Genomic DNA, 18,354 nt, shown 5'->3' on the forward strand with positions numbered 1-18,354 from the left:
GGGCACCGGTATCCGGTACCCGTAAAAAAATCGACGCCGCGCGTTGAGCACCAATCGAGTGTGCCACCAATACCCGCATCGGCGCAAAGTGTCTGTGTCCAGCGGTAAGTTCGTTGTCGATATGAGTGTGACTACCGAAACCGATCAGTTGCTCGAGGGTTTGAATCCCCAGCAGCGGCAGGCCGTGCTGCACGAGGGCACGCCGCTGCTGATCGTCGCGGGCGCGGGCTCGGGCAAGACCGCGGTGCTGACCCGGCGGATCGCCTACCTGCTGGCGGCCCGGGACGTCGGCGTGGGGCAGGTCCTGGCCATCACGTTCACCAACAAGGCCGCCGCCGAGATGCGGGAGCGGGTGGCGCAGCTGGTCGGCCCGCGGGCCCGCGCGATGTGGGTGTCGACGTTCCACTCGACCTGTGTGCGGATCCTGCGCAACCAGGCCTCGCTGCTGCCGGGGCTGAACTCCAACTTCTCCATCTACGACGCCGACGACTCGCGCCGGCTGCTGCTGATGATCGGCAAGGACCTGGGGCTCGACACCAAGCGCTACACCCCGCGGCTGCTGGCCACTGCCATCTCGAACCTGAAGAACGAGCTGATCGAGCCCGACCGGGCGGTTGCCGACCTAGACGAGAGCTCCGATGACCTGGCGCGCACCGTGGCCTCGGTGTACGGCGAGTACCAGCGCCGGCTGCGCGCGGCCAATGCCCTGGACTTCGACGATCTCATCGGTGAGACGGTGGCGGTGCTGCAGGCCTTCCCGCAGATCGCCCAGTACTACCGCCGCCGGTTCCGGCACATCCTGGTCGACGAGTACCAGGACACCAACCACGCCCAGTACGTGCTGGTGCGCGAGCTCGTGGGCCACGACCTGCCCGCCGACGACGGCGTGGGCCCCGGTGAGCTGTGCGTGGTCGGTGACGCCGACCAGTCGATCTACGCGTTCCGCGGCGCCACCATCCGCAACATCGAGGACTTCGAGCGCGACTACCCGAACGCCACCACGATTCTGCTGGAGCAGAACTACCGCTCCACGCAGACCATCCTCAACGCCGCCAACTCGGTGATCGCCCGCAACGCCGGCCGCCGCGAGAAGCGGCTGTGGACCGATTCCGGGGAAGGCGAGCTGATTGTCGGCTACGTCGCCGACAACGAGCACGACGAGGCGCGGTTCGTCGCCCAGGAGATCGAGGCGCTGGCCGACAAGGGTGAGATCAACTACAACGACGTGGCGGTGTTCTACCGCACCAACAACTCCTCACGCGCGCTGGAAGAGGTGTTCATCCGCGCCGGTATTCCCTACAAAGTCGTTGGGGGAGTGCGCTTCTACGAGCGCAAGGAGATCCGCGACATCGTGGCCTACCTGCGGGTGCTGGACAACCCCGGCGACACGGTGAGCATGCGGCGCATCCTGAACACCCCGCGCCGCGGCATCGGCGACCGCGCAGAGGCCTGCGTGGCGGTGTACGCGGAGAACACCGGCGGCAGCTTCAACGACGCGCTGCTGGCCGCGGCCGAGGGCAAGGTCCCGATGCTCAACAGCCGCTCGGAGAAGGCCATCGCCGGATTCATGGAGATGCTCGACCAGATGCGCGCCAAGCTGGACGAAGAACTCGGCGATCTGGTCGAGGACGTGCTGGACCGCACCGGCTACCGTCGGGAGCTGGAATCCTCCAACGACCCCCAGGACCTGGCCCGGCTGGACAACCTCAACGAATTGGTCAGCGTCGCACACGAATTCAGTACCGACCGGGCCAACGCCCTGGCCTTGCGGGACGAAGACGAGCCGGTCGACGAGGACGTGCCCGAGACCGGTCTGCTGGCCGAGTTCCTGGAGCGGGTGTCGCTGGTGGCCGACACCGACCAGATCCCCGAGCACGGCGCCGGTGTGGTGACCATGATGACGCTGCACACCGCCAAGGGGCTGGAGTTCCCGGTGGTGTTCGTGACCGGCTGGGAGGACGGCATGTTCCCGCACATGCGCGCCCTGGGTGATCCGCAGGAACTGTCCGAGGAACGCCGGCTGGCCTACGTCGGCATCACCCGCGCCCGGCAGCGGCTCTACCTCAGCCGCGCCAAGGTCCGTTCGTCCTGGGGCCAGCCCATGCTGAACCCGGAATCGCGCTTCCTGCGCGAGATCCCGCAGGAGCTGATCGACTGGCGGCGCACCGACGTCGCGCCCTCGGGGTTCAGCGCCCCGGTGGGCAACGCCGGGCGTTACGGCACCCCGCGGCCTGCCCCCGGCCGGACCGCTCCGCGCAACAAGACGCTGGTGGTGCTGGCGCCGGGCGACCGGGTGACCCACGACAAGTACGGGCTCGGCCGCGTCGAGGAAGTCGCGGGCGTGGGGGAGTCGGCCATGTCGCTCATCGACTTCGGCAGCGCCGGCCGGGTCAAACTGATGCACAACCACGCGCCGATCAGCAAGCTGTGACCCATGACCACATTGGCGAACCGAACCGGTACCGCACTGCTGGTCGTCGATGTCCAGCAGGACGTGGTGGCCGGCGCGCATCAGCGTGACAGCGTGGTCGCGACCATCGCGGCGCTGGTGCGCCGTGCGCGCGAACACCAGGTGCCGGTGATTTGGGTGCAGCACAGCGACGACGATCTGGCCCGTGGCAGCGATGGTTGGCAGCTCGTCGCAGAGCTGGCGCCCGACGACTCAGAGCCGTTGGTGGAGAAGAACTTCGGCGACTCCTTCGAAGCCACCGAGTTGGAGGAGGTGCTGGCCCAGCGGGAGGTGGGCCGGCTGGTGGTGACCGGAGCGCAGACCGATGCGTGTGTGCGCTCCACCCTGCACGGCGCCTTCGTGCGCGGGTACGACGTGACGCTGGTCGCCGATGCGCACACCACCTCGGACCTCAGTGAGTACGGGGCGCCGCCGCCGGCGCAGGTGGTTGCACACACCAATCTGTACTGGTCGTTCCAGCGCGCTCCCGGTCGGCAGGCGACGGTGGTGCCCGCGGCCGACGTGACTTTTTAGGACGTCCAGCGTCGCGTGCCGGGCAGGAACGCCAGCACCACGCTCAGCACCGGCAGCACCGGGATCAGATACACCGGCCAGGGGATCTTCGCGCCGGCGACAAACACGGCCCCGAAGGTCAGCAGCGCGACCACCGCACCGTTGGCGATCAGGTAGCGGCCCACGGCGCGGCGCAGCAGCACGGTGATCAGGCCGGCGACCGTGGACGCCGCGAACACGAACGCCAGGAACCCCACGCCGAGGCAGAACAGCCGATCCGTCTCCCACCAGCCGGTGATCAGGTCGGTGGCCACCACCGACACCGCCCAGCCGCTGAGCATCGCCACCACGGACGTGGCGATGGCACCGCGCGGGGACGGGACCGTCGGGGGCGCCGCAGCTGTCGGGAGCGGCGCCGGCGCAGACACCGGCGGGATCAGGCCGGTGGGCGCCTCGGGCGCGGTGGGGATGTGTGTCGTGCGCGGATCCGGTTGAGCGGGAACAGGACCGGTGGGGGCGCGGCGGATGATGCCGGTGCGGGTGTCGTCTGCGGCTGACGGCGGGGCCTGCGGGGCACGCCGGAGGATGCGGGTGTGGTCTGGGTCCGGTTCGGGCACCGGGTCAGCCGGCGTACGCGCCGACGCTGATACCGCGCTTGGCCAGCCACGGCACCGGATCGATCCGGTCGGTGCCGTTGACCAGGACCTCGAGGTGCAGGTGGGGCCCGGTGGAGTTGCCGCGGTTGCCGATGGTGGCGATCTGGTCGCCGGCGAACACCCGCTCGCCGAGCGTGACGTTCCAGCTGTTGATGTGGCCGTACAGCGTGACCGTGCCGTCGGAGTGCCGCAGCTTGACCAGCGCGCCGTATCCGGCCGTCGGCCCCACGTCGACGACCACGCCGTCGGACACCGCGTAGATCGGGGTGCCGATGGAGTTGGCGATGTCGACGCCGCCGTGCAGAGCGCCCCAGCGGTAGCCGAAGCCGGAGGTGAAGATGCCCTGGGTGGGCTTGACGAACAGGGGGCGCTGCAGCCGGGCTTCGCGCTCGGCGCGCTCCTGCGCAAAGGCGGCGCCCTTGGCCAGTTCCTCGGAGTGCATCGGCGTCAGCGCGGTGGGCGCCACGGTGACCAACTGCATGCCCTGCGACGCGGTGTTCAGGGCCCCGTTCATCGACTGCTGGCCGGAGGCCAGGACCGCTTCGGCGGTCGCGGTGTCGGACGGGTTGATGGCGGAGTGCGCCGCGGCCGCCGCGGCACCGGCGGCCATCGCGGCGATCATCACGCGGCCCTTGAGGGCGCTGGCGGCGGGCTTGCGGTGCGCGCCCGCGCGCGGGATCACTTCGGTGAGGTCGGGGTCGTAGCCGCTGAAGGTGTCGTCGTCGTCGGCCTCGCTGTCGACAACGGCCCCGAGGTCCCGGGTCACGTCGTTGTGCTCGACGCGACGCAGCAGGATCACGGGGGCGATGTCGTCGACGTCATGAAGGTCGTCGAGTTCCGGTGCGTTGAGCACGTCGGACTCGAGATCATCGAGGGAGATGACGTCGGTGATGTCGTTGGCGGCCACTGGGAGACCAATGTAGCGGTTCGCCAGCCGCGAGATTTCGGGTGCGCTGGTCGGCTCGTCCCTGGTGGGAGATGCTGCCGAGCGGTGTTGCGCCAACCTGAAACGTCCCTCTAGTCGTGACCAAAGCGTTATCTGGACTCAGAGACGTTAACCAAATTCCAATACAAGTGGCAACCCAAGCGAAGATCCGGCCCGGGATTGTGAGTTGTATCACTTCAACCGGGTCGGTGACATGTGCCACATGAGTGGTGGGCGGTGGTAGCGCGGACCACTCGTGTCGATAAAGTTCCCACCGGCGTGATCCGAGAAACCGACCGTCTTGAAGAATCGACTAAAGCCCGCCACTCCGGCAGATAGACAGTGAGCCCCATGGACCTTTTCGAGTATCAGGCGAAAGAGCTGTTCGCCAAGCACAACGTTCCCACCACTCCAGGCCGGGTGACCGACTCGGCAGAGGACGCCAAGGCCATCGCCGAGGAGATCGGCAAGCCGGTCATGGTCAAGGCGCAGGTGAAGGTCGGCGGGCGCGGTAAGGCCGGCGGCGTCAAGTACGCGGCCACCCCCGACGACGCCTTCACCCACGCACAGAACATCCTGGGCCTCGACATCAAGGGTCACGTCGTCAAGAAGCTGCTGGTCGCCGAGGCCAGCGACATCGCCGAGGAGTACTACATCTCCTTCCTGCTCGACCGGTCCAACCGCACCTACCTGGCCATGTGCTCAGTCGAAGGCGGTATGGAGATCGAAGAGGTCGCCGCCACCAAGCCGGACCGCCTGGCCAAGGTGCCCGTTGACGCCGTCAAGGGCGTCGACCTGGCCTTCGCCCGCGAGATCGCCGATAAGGGCCACCTGCCCGCCGAGGTGCTCGACGCCGCGGCGGTCACCATCCAGAAGCTCTGGGAGGTGTTCATCGGCGAGGACGCCACCCTGGTCGAGGTGAACCCCCTCGTGCGTACGCCGGACGACCAGATCCTGGCGCTGGACGGCAAGGTCACCCTCGACGCCAACGCCGACTTCCGCCAGCCCGGCCACGAGGAGTTCGAGGACAAGGACGCCACCGATCCGCTGGAGCTCAAGGCCAAGGAGAACGACCTCAACTACGTCAAGCTCGACGGCGAGGTCGGCATCATCGGCAACGGCGCGGGTCTGGTCATGTCCACCCTGGACGTGGTGGCGTACGCGGGCGAGAAGCACGGCGGCGTGAAGCCGGCCAACTTCCTGGACATCGGCGGTGGCGCCTCGGCCGAGGTGATGGCCAACGGTCTGGACGTGATCCTGGGCGACAGCCAGGTCAAGAGCGTGTTCGTCAACGTCTTCGGCGGCATCACCTCGTGTGATGCGGTGGCCAACGGCATCGTCAAGGCGCTGCAGATCCTGGGCGACGAGGCCAACAAGCCGCTGGTGGTCCGTCTCGACGGCAACAACGTCGAAGAGGGCCGGCGCATCCTGGCCGAGGCCAATCATCCGCTGGTCGTTCAGGCCGAGACCATGGACTCCGGGGCCGACAAGGCCGCCGAGCTGGCCAACAAGTAAGGGGCGCTTGCTATGTCGATCTTTCTGAACAAAGACTCCAAGGTCATCGTCCAGGGCATCACCGGCGGCGAGGGCACCAAGCACACCGCGCTGATGCTCAAGGCCGGCACCCAGATCGTGGGCGGGGTGAATGCGCGCAAGGCCGGCACCAAGGTCAGCCACAAGGACAAGGACGGCAACGACATCGAGCTGCCGGTCTTCGGCAGCGTGGCCGAGGCCATGAAGGAGACCGGCGCCGACGTGTCGATCGCGTTCGTGCCGCCGGCGTTCTCCAAGGACGCCATCATCGAGGCCATCGACGCCGAGATCCCGCTGCTGGTGGTCATCACCGAGGGAATCCCCGTGCAGGACACCGCCTATGCGTGGGCGTACAACGTCGACAAAGGCAACAAGACCCGGATCATCGGCCCGAACTGCCCGGGCATCATCACCCCCGGTGAGTCGCTGGTCGGCATCACGCCGAACAACATCACCGGCAAGGGCCCGATCGGCCTGGTGTCGAAGTCCGGCACGCTGACCTACCAGATGATGTACGAGCTGCGCGATCTCGGCTTCTCCACCGCCATCGGCATCGGCGGCGACCCGGTCATCGGCACCACCCACATCGACGCCATCGAGGCGTTCGAGAAGGATCCGGAGACCAAGCTGATCGTGATGATCGGCGAGATCGGCGGCGACGCCGAGGAGAAGGCCGCCGCCTACATCAAGGCCAACGTCACCAAGCCGGTCGTCGGTTACGTCGCGGGCTTCACCGCTCCCGAGGGCAAGACAATGGGTCACGCCGGCGCCATCGTCTCTGACGGTGCGGGTACCGCCGCCGGCAAGCAGGAGGCCCTCGAGGCTGCCGGGGTGGCCGTCGGCAAAACGCCGTCGGAGACCGCCGCCAAGGCACGCGAACTGTTCAACAAGCTCTGAGCACCAAACACAGACGGGCCCCCACCGCGAGGTGGGGGCCCGTTGTTGTTGTCTACAGATGTTGGGCCAGGAACTTCTCTACCGCGTGATAGAGGTCGATGCTGTTCTCGGGGTTCACGAATCCGTGCCCCTCGTCTTCCTTGATCATGTACTCGACCTCGACGCCACGGGCCCGCAGTGCGGCGACCATGTTGTCGGACTCGGCCTGCACCACCCGGGAGTCGTTGGCGCCCTGCACCACCAACAGCGGGGTGCGGATCTGATCCACCTTGGTGATGGGGGAGCGGGCCAGCATGTCGGCCTCCTGCGCCGGGTCGGCCGGGTCACCGACGTAGAGGTGCCAGTTGGTGGCCAGGAAGCGGCGGCCCACGACCGGCAGCGTGCGCATGAAGTTCGGCAGGCTGGAGATCCCGACGTAATCGATGGCAGCGGCGAAGACGTCCGGGGTGAACGTGACACCGACCAGCGTCGCGTAACCGCCGTAGGAACCGCCGAAGATCGCCACGCGGTCGCGGTCGGCGTAGCCCTTTTTCACTGCCCAGTCCACGGCGTCGATCAGGTCGTCGTGCATCTTGCCGGCGAATTCGCCGATCGCCGCCTGCGTGAATGCCTTGCCGTAGCCGGTGGACCCGCGGAAGTTGAGCTGCAGCACGGCGTAGCCGCGGTTGGCCAGCAGTTGCACGTCGGGCTGGTACCCCCAGCAGTCGCGGGCCCACGGCCCGCCGTGCACCAGCAGCACCATCGGCAGGTTGGTCGGCTCCTGCCCGACCGGCAGCGTGAGATAGCCGTGCAGATCCAGCCCGTCGCGGGATGCGACGGTCACCGGGGTCATCGGTGCCAGCGCATCCGGATCGAGGTTCGGGTAGGGCCGGAACAGCAGCCTGCTCTCCCCGGTGGCGTGGTCGTAGAAGTAAGCCACCCCGGGCGCGCGGTCGTGGGTGAAGCTGACCACCCACCGCTGACCGCCGGCATCGGTGGAGATGGCGGACAGATCACCGTCCGAGAGTGCCGAGAGCTTCTCCAGTACGCCGGCGAAGTCGGGGTCCAGGGCGTGGATCTCCTGGCGCTCGCCGTAGTACCGGACGCCGATCAGCTCACCGGTCTGCTCGCTGACGATGAACGGCGACGGCAACATGATCTGCGCTGCCAAGTCAAAGCTGGGATGGCTGTCGACCACCGTCTCCTCCCCGGTTGCCACGTCCAGGCGCACCGGTCGCAGCCGATCGCTGCCGTCGTAGGAGCCCAGCCACACCCCGGTGCCGTCCGGGGTGGGGACGATTGGATGGATGCCCAGTGGGTAGTCGCGTCCGTCGTAGACCTTGATGGAACGCGTCGACGTGGTGTCCGGATCCCACTGGGAGATCTCGACGTCGCCGGACGGGGTCAAGTTGTTGGTGAAGAGGTGACCGCCGGGCCCGGGGATCCAGGACACAACATTGCCCGGGTTCTCGGCGAGCAGCGTCAGTTCACCAGAGGCGATGTCCAGCTCGAAAGCGTCCATCAGCTCGGGGTTGCGGGCGTTGTGCTGCACCACGGCCTTGCCGGGCCGGGCCCGCAGCAACTCGTAGGACGAGCGGGTGTTGGGGAACGGCGTCATGTCGACGGCCGCGGCGTCCGGGTCGTCGAGGTCGACGCGGTAGACATGGAAGTTCTCGTCGCCGCCGGTGTCCTGCATGTAGAGCAGGTGACGGGCGTCGTGGGACCAGCTGTAGAGGTACACGCTGCGGGTCTCGTCCGCGGTCACACAGCGGGGTTCGCCGGAGCCGTCCAGGTTGTCGACCCAGATGTTGAGGCGGTTGCGCCAGGGCGCCAGGTAGGCGATGCGCGTGCCGTCCGGTGAGATCTGGGCACCGGCGCGCTCCGGTGGACTGAAGAATTCTTCGACGGAGATGCGGGCGGGGGCGCCTGCGTTCGTGGGCACGGTGTCCTTTCGGCGTTGGGGCCGCGGTGGGCGGTGTCACTAAGTGACAACCACACTCTGTCACTAAGTGACAACATCGTCAAGAATGCGGCCCCCAGCTGGCGAAACGAGAACACGTTCTATTAGCCTGTCGAAATAGTTTTCGATCAGGAGGTTTGGCATGCCCGTCGATCCGCGCACGCCCGTCATCGTGGGTGTCGGCCAGTTCACCGAGCGGATCGACGACCCCGGCTATCGCGGCATGTCGGCAGTGGACCTCGCCACCGAGGCCGCCCGGGCCGCACTGTCCGACACCGGATGCGACGTGAGCACCGTCGCACGGGCAGTGGACGTCGTGGTGGGACTGCGGCAGTTCGAGATCTCCGGTCCCATGCCCGCTGTGCTGGGCAAGTCGAACAACTACCCCCGGTCGGTGATGCGCCGCCTCGGGGGCGACCCGGCGCGGGTGGTTCTCGAGCCGGTGGGTGGGCAGGGTTCGCAGAAGGTGGTCACCGAGTTCGCCGCGGCCATCGCCGCCGGGGACATCGAGGTGGCGATGGTCATGGGCTCCGAGCCCGGTTCGACGGCCAAGTACTTCGCCGACCGCGATGACAAGCCTGATTTCACCGAGCACGTCGACGGGCAGCTCGAGGACCGCGGGCACCAGATCTACAGCTACATCGACGAATACACGGTGACCCATGGGCTGACCGGTGCCCCGGTGCAGTACGGACTGTTGGACAACGCGCGCCGCGCGAGGCTGGGTCTCGGTGTCGACGAGTACCGCCACGAGATGGCCGAGTTGTTCGCGCCGATGTCGAAAGTCGCTGCCAAGAACCCGTTTTCGTCATCACCGGTGGAGCGTTCGGTCTCCGAGATCGAGACGGTGACCGCCGAGAACCGGATGATCTGCGATCCCTACCCGCGACTGCTGGTGGCGCGGGACACTGTGAACCAGGGTGCGGCGACGGTGCTGATGTCGGTGGACGCCGCCCGCAGGTACGGGGTGCCCGAGGAGAAGTGGGTGTACCTGCACGGCCACGCCGACCTGGTGGAGCAGGGTCTGCTGTCGCGGCCCGATCTGGGGGCCAGTCCGGCCGCTGTGCGTGCGGTGCAGGAGGGTCTGCGGGTGGCCGGTATCGGTGTGGATGATGTCAGCACCTTCGACCTCTACAGTTGCTTCCCCTTCCCGGTGTTCGTGGTGCGCGAGGCACTCGGCATTGCCGACGACGATCCGCGGGGGCTGACGCTGACCGGTGGTCTGCCGTACTTCGGCGGCCCGGGCAACAGCTACTCGCTGCACGGGATCGCCGAGACGGTGGCCGAGATGCGGGACAAGCCAGGACGATTCGGCTTTGTCGGTGCCAACGGCGGCATCATGAGCAAGTACTCGGTGGGGATCTACTCCACGTCGCCGGTCGACTGGCGCGTCAGCCGCAGTGCCGAGCTCAACACCGAGGTGGCCGCGCTTCCGACAGTGCCCGTGGTCAAGGAGTTCGACGGCGCAGGCGCCATCGAGACCTACTCGGTGCGCTACGACTGGCCGGTGCGGACCGGGATCATCGTCGGCCGGGCCGAGGACGGGTCGCGGTTCATGGCCACCACCGAGGACGCTGAGCTGGTGGCTCTGATGTCCGACGGTGACCCCCTGGGCGCGCGCATCAGCGTGCAGTCAACCGCGAACGGAAATCGCGCAACGCTTTTCGCCGGTTAGAACGGTGGTGGTCTGTTCCATTCGGTGACGTGGGTGTCGTTGAGTTTGCGTTCGGCGTTGATGCGGTAGGCGCGTTGTCGGGCGTGGTTGCGTTTTCGGTATGTGGGGATGTGGTTGATTTTGCCGGGCGGGGTGGGTGTCGGCGGCGGGGTGGTGATCGGAGCTGAGGTGGTGTTGATGGTGGGGAAGTAGAGGCGGCTGGCGGGTTTGCTGGTGTAGGTCTGTCCGGTGGGGGTGGTGATGGTGCCGTCGGGGGCTTGGCTGTCGGTCCACCCGGTCCAGAAGGTTTTGCCGAAATGATGCAGTTTGCAGTACATCTTGCCGCCGGAGGCATGGGTTGTGCCGGCCGGCCACGGGGTGGTGTGGTCCCATTCGCAGAACTGGGCCGGGCGGTCGCAGTTCGGGAACCGGCACGTCAGGTCGCGGGCGGTGGTCCACTCCTGCAGGGCTGTTGACGGGCGGTAGCGCTGTTCGGGATTTGTCGCCGGTGCGGTGAGGTGGCGGACTGGTGCGCCGCGGGCGATGAGCGCGGCGATCAGCGGCGCCGGCATCGCGCCGAAGCCCACCAGGATGCCCGGCGGCGGATTGGGCACGCAGGGTGCTGGTGTCTCCGCTGCTTCGTTTTCGCTCTCGGGCTCCTGCTGAACGTCTGCTGTGGGCCGGCATTCGGCAGGTGAGCCATCGTTGGTGCTCTCCTGCTCGCGGGCGGGCTCTGGCTCCCCGTCGAGGGGGACGCGGGTGCCGTCGGGGTAGACCAGGGTGATGTCGCTGCGCGGCTGGCCGGGGTCCGGCGGCAACGGCGTGTCGCCGTCCATCAACGGATCGGGCTGGGCGTCGAGGGTGGCCGCTTCGGTGTAGATGTGCACCACCACGTGCGAGGCGCGGTCATCATCGTCGGCGGCGGCGGGGCAGTCCGGGTTCCCGCACTGGCAGGCCAGGTGGAAGGACCCGGCTCCCAGCGCCCCGTGGGCATCAGCGCGACGCTGATTCAGGGTCCGGGGGTCGTCTGTGCAGACCCCTTTGGCCATCGCGGTGATCCGCTGCCAATACAGAGCGGCATCGGCACCGGTGAGGCGCAGCAGGACCTCGGTGACCCCGTCTTTGGTTTCCAGGATCTCCACACCGCGGTCGCGGACCCGCACCCGGACCTGGCGCACCGCGGCGGGGTCGTACCGGTTGACCCAGATGTCGATGGCGTTGTCGAGTTTCTTGACCGATAGGGCACCCCAGGTGGTGGCGGCCTCGGCGAGGTGGGTTTCGACGACGGCGAGTACGTCGGGGTCGATGATGTTGGTGGTGCGGTGCACGATGCGTCGGGCGATGTATTCCGAGATCTGCCCGCCCAGCAACAGTTCAGCGATCTTGGGCAACCGGGTGGCCAGCGCGAGGCCGATTTCCATGTCGTTGGAGGCGCGGCCGTGGCTGGTGTCGCTGGCCAACGAGATCTCGGCGGCGGCGGATTTCCAGGCGGCTTCGGTGTCCTCGACGGGTGTCGTAGTCGTCGGTGTAGGTGCGGCTGGTCTTCTCGGCGATGAACAGCAGCCGGTGGGCGGCGACGGTGGCGGCCAGGGCGGTGTAGGTGGTGATCGCATCGTCGAGTTGCACGTCGGTCGGGCGTGTCAGATGGTTTGTGTAGGAGCTGCATGAGCCAGATGGAGCACGATGATGTCCATGGTTGTTCGGCAGGACAGTCAGGCCGGTGACGGCGATAACGGCGAGGAAGTAGACCGGCTGGAGTCAGGCCGGCAGGCGTTCGAGGCGTTGAAGGCCTCGGGCGGTTTCGACGACGTGCTGGCCAAGATCGACGCGGGTGAGCTGCAGTTGACTGGCGAAGGTGGCTTTCTGCAGGAGATGGTCAAGGCGGTCCTGGAGCGCGGCCTGCAGACGGAGCTGACCGGCCATCTCGGCTACGACAAGGGCGATCCCGCTGGGCGGGTACTTCCCAACGCCCGCAACGGTTTCAGCGCCAAGACAGTCTCTAGCGAGGTCGGCGACGTCACCCTGGCCATTCCACGTGACCGTGACGGCAGCTTCATTCCGATGCTGGTTCCGAAGGGCTCGCGGCGCATCGGTGGACTGGATTCGATGATCATCAGCCTCTATGCCGGCGGGATGACCGTCCGCGACATCGAGCATCACCTGGCCACCACGATCGGCACCGAGATCTCGCGGGAGACGATCAGCAAGATCACCGACGCGGTGCTCGAAGAGGTCCTGGAGTGGCAGCGCAGGCCGCTGGATCCGATGTATCCGATCGTCTATCTGGACGCTCTGGTGATCAAGATCCGCGACGGTCATCAGGTCCGAAACAAGTCCGCTCACATCGCTGTCGGAGTCGATATGGACGGGATCCGCCACGTGCTGGGGATTTGGGTCCAGCCCACCGAGGAGCGAAATTCTGGGCTGGAGTGTGCGCTGAGCTGGCCAATCGTGGCGTTAAGGACGTGCTCATCGCCTGTGTGGATGGGCTAACCGGCTTCGGCGACGCGATTGCCGCGACGTGGCCGCAGACCATCGTGCAAACATGCACGGTGCATCTCCTTCGGTCATCGATGCGTTTTGTTGCCTACGGCGATCGCAAACAGGTGGCCTCTGCGTTGCGCCTCATTTACACCGCACCCACCATCGATGCCGCGGAAATCGCTCTGCACGAGTTCGCCGCGTCCGCTTGGGGGAAGAAGTACCCGACTACGGTTCGAGCCTGGGAGGCAGCCTGGGACCGCTTCATTCCGTTTCTGTCGTTCCCGCCGGCCGTCCGCAAAATTATCTACACCACCAACGCCATCGAGTCGCTGAACTATCAACTCCGCAAAATCATCAAGAATCGTGGTCATTTCCCGAATGATCAAGCGGCAGTGAAGCTTTTGTGGCTTGCGATCTGCGATATCGAAGACAAACGCTCCCGAGAACGCGTTCGTCACCGCGACCGAACGACGCCCCAGCGGTACAAGCAAAGTAACCGTCTCGTCGAAGGCGCCATCGTCACTGGGTGGAAGCACGCACTAGGCGCCCTGGTCCTGGCCTACCCAGACCGACTAGAGCCATACATTTACTAACCAGCGTACTAACCAACGCGGCTCATACACAAAAGTCTTGACAAGCTCCGTCGGTCATCTGCGACCGCGCTGCGCAATCGGGCAACCCTGCGAACATGCCTCCACGATATAGACGGGGTCCGACAGAAAACGGCCGCCGAAAACAGCAGTGACAGATGAGAACTGGACGAATATCAGACCAGGGCGCTGAGCTTTCCGGCCAGCCGCTCCACGTAGGCGGCGACCTCCGGCTCCGACTTGTCCGGCAGGCCGAAGAGCACTTCGGTGACGCCCAGATCCTGCCAGTGCGCCAGCTTTTCGGGCACCGGCTTGAAATCCAAGGCCACGATTTGTGGGGCACCGTCGCGGTCGGCGGCAGCCCAGGTGTCCTGCAGCAGCTTCACCGGCTCGTCGATGTCGAAGTCGCGGGGCGTGGTGATCCAACCGTCGGCGCTGCGCGCGATCCACTTGAAGTTCTTCTCGGTGCCCGCTGCTCCGACGAGCACGGGAATGTGCGACTGGACCGGCTTCGGCCACGCCCACGACGGACCGAACTTCACGAATTCCCCGTCGTACTCGGCTTCCTCCTGTGTCCACAGCGCACGCATGGCCTCGAGGTATTCGCGCAGCATCGTGCGACGCCGGCCCGGTGGCACGTTGTGGTCGGTGAGTTCGTCGGTGTTCCAACCGAATCCGACGCCGAGACTGACCCGGCCGCCGGAGAGGTGGTCCAGCGTCGCGATCGACTTCGCCAGGGTGATGGGATCGTGCTCGACCGGCAGGGCCACCGCGGTGGACAGCCGAACGCGCGAGGTGACTGCCGCCGCCCCGCCCAGTGACACCCAGGGGTCCAGCGTGCGCATGTAGCGGTCGTCGGGCAGGGACTCGTCGCCGGTGGTGGGGTGCGCCGCCTGCCGCTTGATCGGGATGTGGGTGTGCTCGGGCACGTAGAACGTGGTGAATCCGTGCTCGTCGGCGAGCTTGGCCGCGGCTGCCGGGGCGATGCCGCGGTCACTGGTGAAGAGAACGAGCCCGAAGTCCATGCCCAGAATTAGAACGTGTTCTAGTCCAGAGGGCAAGGGTGGCGGATCCGTAACTGGACTCGCGACGAGTTTAAGGGGTGACCGGGTGGGCCGGCCGGAGTGTGATCGCGCCATGACCACTGAACGGATCGCGGAGAACGTCACGTTCGCCTACTGGGTGCCCAACGTCAGCGGCGGCCTGGTGACCAGCGACATAGAGCAGCGCACCGACTGGAACTACGAGTACAACAAGAAACTGGCCCGGACCGCGGAGAACAACGGTTTCGAGTACGCCCTGAGCCAGGTCCGTTACGAGGCCAGCTACGGCGCCGAGTACCAGCACGAGTCCACCAGTTTCTCTCTCGCGCTCCTGCTCGCCACCGAACGGCTGAAGGTGATCGCCGCCGTGCACCCCGGACTCTGGCAGCCCGCTGTGCTGGCCAAACTGGGCGCCACTGCCGATCACCTCTCGGGCGGCAGGTTCGCCGTCAACGTCGTCTCCGGCTGGTTCAAAGACGAGTTCACCCACCTGGGCGAGCCCTGGCTCGAGCACGACGAACGGTACCGGCGCAGCGCGGAGTTCCTCCAGGTGCTGCGCAAGATTTGGACCGAGGACGACGTGGATTTCCGCGGCGACTTCTACCGCATCCACGATTTCACCCTCAAGCCCAAGCCGGTGCACACCCCGGAGCTGTTCCAGGGCGGCAATTCGACGGCGGCCCGGCGCAACGGCGGACGCTACGCCGACTGGTACTTCTCCAATGGCAAGGATTTTGACGGCATCACCGAGCAGGTGGTGGAGGTGCGTGACCACGCCAGGGCGGTCGGCCGCGAAGTCAGCATCGGACTCAATGGATTCATCATCGCCCGGGACTCAGAGAAGGAAGCAAAGGAAGTCCTGAAGGAGATTGTCGCCAAGGCCAACCGGCCGGCGGTGGAGGGGTTCCGCGGAGCCGTCCAGCAGGCCGGCGCCTCGACCGGTGACAGGAAAGGGATGTGGGCAGACTCCAGCTTCGAGGACCTGGTGCAGTACAACGACGGCTTCCGGACCCAGCTGATCGGCACCCCCGAGCAGATCGCCGAGCGGATCGTCGCCTACCGCCGCCGCGGCGTGGACCTCATCCTCGGCGGTTTCCTGCATTTCCAGGAGGAGATCGAGTACTTCGGCTCACGGGTGCTCCCGCTGGTGCGCGAGATCGAGGCGTCGGACAACGCGCGGGAACTGACTCCCGTGTGACACGCGGATCGGCTCATGGCGCGGCCAGGTTGGTGCGCTAGCGTGGATCTCTGAATCACCGTCTCGAATGCCGAAGCCGGTGTTCGTCAGCGTCACCCCGGTGACGCCCCACGACACAGGAGAGGTCATGACCTACTCACCCGGTAATCCACCAGGCGGCGGGTTCCCGCCGGCGCAGCCGCCCGGCTCCTACTCGTCGGGTTCCTACACCGCGCCCACACAGTCGTTCGCTCCGGCGGCCGAGCCCGGCCCGAGCAAGCTTCCGCTGTACCTGTCCGCCGCCGTCGTGGTGCTGGGCCTGGCCGCGTACCTGTCGAGCTTCGGCCCGGTGTTCACCTCCAGCGCCGAACTGGGGCCGATCAGCGTCGAAGCGACCAGCGGCGGAGGGCCCTTCCTGACGCTGGCCACCCTGCTGGCCGCCCTGCTGGCGGCGGTCGGTCTGGTGCCCAAGGTCAAGGGACACCTGGCCGTGGTCGCAATCCTCGCCACCCTCGGTGTGCTGGTGGTCATCGGCCAGCTGTTCAACACCTCGAGCTATGTCACCACGGGCTGGGCCGCCTGGTTGGTGCTGGCCTTCAGCCTGCTGCAGGCCATCGTCGCCATCGCTGCCCTGCTCATCGAAGCCGGTGTCATCAGTGCCCCGACACCGCGGCCCAAGTACGAGCAGCCCCAGTACGGCCAGTACGGCCCGCCCTCGGGTTACTACGGCCAGCCCCAGGGACAGCCGCAGCAGCAAGGCCCGCAGCAGCAGGGCCCGCGGCCCGGGTATCCCACCCAGTACGGCGCCTACACACCAGGCCCCACCAGCGGCTACGTCCCGCAGGAGAGCCAGGACAATAGCCCGCCCACCCCGCCCACCGGCTACCCCAGCTTCAGTCCGCCGCCTGCGGTGGGGTCCGGTCAGCACACCGCCCCGCAGCCGCAGCCGCCGCAGACCCAGCAGTCTGCGCCGTCGCCCGGTCCCACCCCGTCGTAAGTCCGATACCGTCGGACCCGCTCAGGCGGGTGCGACGGGTTCTGACGTGAATGCAGGACAACCGAACGGCGGGCGCGCGCCAGGCGCGTGACCTGATCCGGGTCGCCTTCGGACCGGCTCTGGTCGCACTGGTCATCATCGCGGCGGTGGTGTTGGTTCAGCTGGTGGTCGCCAACAGCGACATGACCGGGGCGTTCGGCGCCATCGCGAGCATGTGGCTCGGGGTACACCAGGTACCCATCTACATCGGCGGCCGTGAGCTCGGCGTCATGCCGTTGCTGCCGGTACTTCTGATGGTGTGGGGGACCGCCCGCACCACCGCACAGGCCACCTCGCAGCGCGCGTCCTGGTTTGTCATCCGCTGGATCGTCGCCTCGGCGATCGGGGGACCGCTGTTGATCGCGGCGCTGGCGTTGGCGGTGGTGCACGACGCGGCCTCGGTGCTGACCGAATTGCAGACCCCCAGCGCTGGACACGCGTTTCTCAACGTGTTCGTGGTGCATGCGGCCGGCGCGCTGATCGGCGTCGGCGGCCGGACCGGGGCCCGGGCGCTGAGCGCGGTGCGGCTGCCGACCTGGCTGGCGGGGGCGGTGCGCGCAGCCACCGCCGGAGTGCTGGCCCTGTTCGGGCTCTCCGCAGGTGTGACGGCGGTGGCCCTGATCCTGCACTGGAGCACCATGCACGAGCTGTTCGGCATCACCGAGTCGATGTTCGGCCAGTTCAGCCTGACGGTGCTGTCGGTGCTCTACGCACCGAATGTCATCCTCGGCGCCACCGCCATGGCAGTCGGCTCCAGTGCCCACATCGGGTTTGCGACGTTCAGTTCGTTCACCGTGTTCGGCGGCGACATCCCGGCCGTGCCCATCCTGGCGGCCGCACCCACGCCGCCGCTGGGGCCGATCTGGGTGGCGCTGCTGATCGTCGGTGCCGCCGCCGGTGTCGCCCTGGGGCAGCAGTGCGCGCGCAAGCCCCTGCCGCCCGGACCTGCAGCGGTGAAACTGCTGGTCGCCGCTCTGCTCGCGGCGGCGGTGATGACTCTGCTTGGCTTCGCCGGCGGGGGTCAACTGGGTAACTTCGGCGCGGTCGGGGTGGACCATGCCACCTACGGGCCGGCGGTGTTCCTGTGGTTCGCCGTCGTCGGCGGCATCACCGTGGTGATGTCCGGCGGCGTGGCGCGCACCCGCCGGGTCAAGCCGGCGCCGGTGGTCGTCGAACCTGCCGAACCCGAGGCGGCGCTCGGGGAGCCGGACGACGAGGTGCTCGCCGAGCAGCAGACCGCACCGCTGATCCTGCCCGCGCCGGAGCCGACGGCCGCGCCGGAGCCGGAGCCGGAGCCGGAGCCGGAGCCTGAGCCGGAGCCGGCACCTGAACCGCTGCCGCCGATCGATCACGAGGCGCTCGCCGAGCTGCCCGACGTCGAGGACTTCCTGGACGCCGACAACGACGCCACCACCGGCGATTCCACCGGGGACAGACCACCGCCGCGCACCGACTAAG

13 protein-coding genes and 1 pseudogene are annotated in these 18,354 nt (G+C 67.1%); 9 read left to right on the forward strand and 5 right to left on the reverse strand.

Going from position 1 to position 18,354, the window contains the following annotated elements; translation table 11 throughout:
- Positions 1 to 121 precede the first annotated feature (121 nt).
- A complete protein-coding gene (gene pcrA, locus G6N58_RS13880; protein ID WP_115278293.1) occupies positions 122 to 2,431 on the forward strand; it encodes a DNA helicase PcrA in 2,310 nt (769 codons plus the stop codon).
- 3 nt (positions 2,432 to 2,434) lie between these two features.
- Complete coding sequence (locus G6N58_RS13885) at positions 2,435 to 2,983, forward strand: isochorismatase family protein (protein WP_068915232.1); 549 nt, start codon at positions 2,435 to 2,437, stop codon at positions 2,981 to 2,983.
- Here G6N58_RS13885 and G6N58_RS13890 read toward each other — a convergent pair.
- On the reverse strand, positions 2,980 to 3,579 hold the full coding sequence (locus tag G6N58_RS13890; RefSeq protein WP_170314341.1) for a hypothetical protein: 600 nt from the start codon (positions 3,577 to 3,579) through the stop codon (positions 2,980 to 2,982). The genes G6N58_RS13885 and G6N58_RS13890 overlap by 4 nt on opposite strands.
- Positions 3,580 to 3,583: 4 nt before the next feature.
- Positions 3,584 to 4,621: a M23 family metallopeptidase gene (locus G6N58_RS13895; RefSeq protein ID WP_115278292.1), complete on the reverse strand. Its 1,038-nt coding sequence runs from the start codon at positions 4,619 to 4,621 to the stop codon at positions 3,584 to 3,586.
- 273 nt (positions 4,622 to 4,894) lie between these two features.
- Between G6N58_RS13895 and sucC the strand changes: the two genes are divergently transcribed.
- Together sucC and sucD are read left to right on the forward strand one after the other, a co-directional pair.
- Positions 4,895 to 6,058 carry an ADP-forming succinate--CoA ligase subunit beta gene (sucC, locus tag G6N58_RS13900; protein WP_115278291.1) on the forward strand — a complete coding sequence of 388 codons (1,164 nt, stop codon included), beginning with the start codon at positions 4,895 to 4,897 and terminating at the stop codon, positions 6,056 to 6,058.
- A 12-nt stretch (positions 6,059 to 6,070) separates the two neighbouring features.
- On the forward strand, positions 6,071 to 6,973 hold the full coding sequence (gene sucD / locus G6N58_RS13905; RefSeq protein ID WP_068915234.1) for a succinate--CoA ligase subunit alpha: 903 nt from the start codon (positions 6,071 to 6,073) through the stop codon (positions 6,971 to 6,973).
- Positions 6,974 to 7,025: 52 nt separating this feature from the next.
- On the opposite strand, the gene G6N58_RS13910 is transcribed toward sucD, so the two are convergent.
- Positions 7,026 to 8,894, reverse strand: coding sequence for a S9 family peptidase (locus tag G6N58_RS13910; RefSeq protein WP_170314342.1), 1,869 nt, complete (start codon positions 8,892 to 8,894; stop codon positions 7,026 to 7,028).
- A 160-nt stretch (positions 8,895 to 9,054) separates the two neighbouring features.
- Here G6N58_RS13910 and G6N58_RS13915 point away from each other — a divergent pair, with 160 nt between their 5' ends.
- Positions 9,055 to 10,587 (forward strand): acetyl-CoA acetyltransferase, encoded by a 1,533-nt coding sequence (locus tag G6N58_RS13915; RefSeq protein ID WP_115278290.1) that lies wholly within the window; start codon positions 9,055 to 9,057, stop codon positions 10,585 to 10,587.
- Here the strand turns inward: G6N58_RS13915 and G6N58_RS13920 are convergent.
- Positions 10,584 to 12,179, reverse strand: coding sequence for a DUF222 domain-containing protein (locus tag G6N58_RS13920; protein WP_115278289.1), 1,596 nt, complete (start codon positions 12,177 to 12,179; stop codon positions 10,584 to 10,586). The two genes, G6N58_RS13915 and G6N58_RS13920, sit on opposite strands and share 4 nt — an antisense overlap.
- A gap of 79 nt (positions 12,180 to 12,258) precedes the next feature.
- Between G6N58_RS13920 and G6N58_RS13925 the strand changes: the two are divergent.
- Positions 12,259 to 13,643 (forward strand): annotated as a pseudogene (locus G6N58_RS13925) (IS256 family transposase).
- 173 nt (positions 13,644 to 13,816) lie between these two features.
- Here G6N58_RS13925 and G6N58_RS13930 read toward each other — a convergent pair.
- Positions 13,817 to 14,665, reverse strand: coding sequence for an LLM class F420-dependent oxidoreductase (locus tag G6N58_RS13930; RefSeq protein ID WP_068915238.1), 849 nt, complete (start codon positions 14,663 to 14,665; stop codon positions 13,817 to 13,819).
- Positions 14,666 to 14,777: 112 nt separating this feature from the next.
- On the opposite strand from G6N58_RS13930, the gene sfnG reads away from it, so the two are divergent.
- The 3 genes from sfnG to G6N58_RS13945 all read left to right on the forward strand — a co-directional run bounded on the left by sfnG (position 14,778) and on the right by G6N58_RS13945 (position 18,353).
- On the forward strand, positions 14,778 to 15,881 hold the full coding sequence (gene sfnG / locus G6N58_RS13935) for a dimethylsulfone monooxygenase SfnG (protein ID WP_115278288.1): 1,104 nt from the start codon (positions 14,778 to 14,780) through the stop codon (positions 15,879 to 15,881).
- Between the two features lie 127 nt (positions 15,882 to 16,008).
- Positions 16,009 to 16,857 (forward strand): DUF5336 domain-containing protein, encoded by an 849-nt coding sequence (locus tag G6N58_RS13940; RefSeq protein ID WP_115281524.1) that lies wholly within the window; start codon positions 16,009 to 16,011, stop codon positions 16,855 to 16,857.
- Positions 16,858 to 16,907: 50 nt separating this feature from the next.
- Positions 16,908 to 18,353, forward strand: a complete 1,446-nt coding sequence (locus G6N58_RS13945) for a cell division protein PerM (protein WP_170314343.1) — start codon at positions 16,908 to 16,910, stop codon at positions 18,351 to 18,353.
- Position 18,354 lies beyond the last annotated feature (1 nt).

The organism is Mycolicibacterium tokaiense, assembly GCF_010725885.1.
In the GTDB taxonomy this organism is placed as follows: Bacteria; Actinomycetota; Actinomycetes; order Mycobacteriales; family Mycobacteriaceae; genus Mycobacterium; species Mycobacterium tokaiense.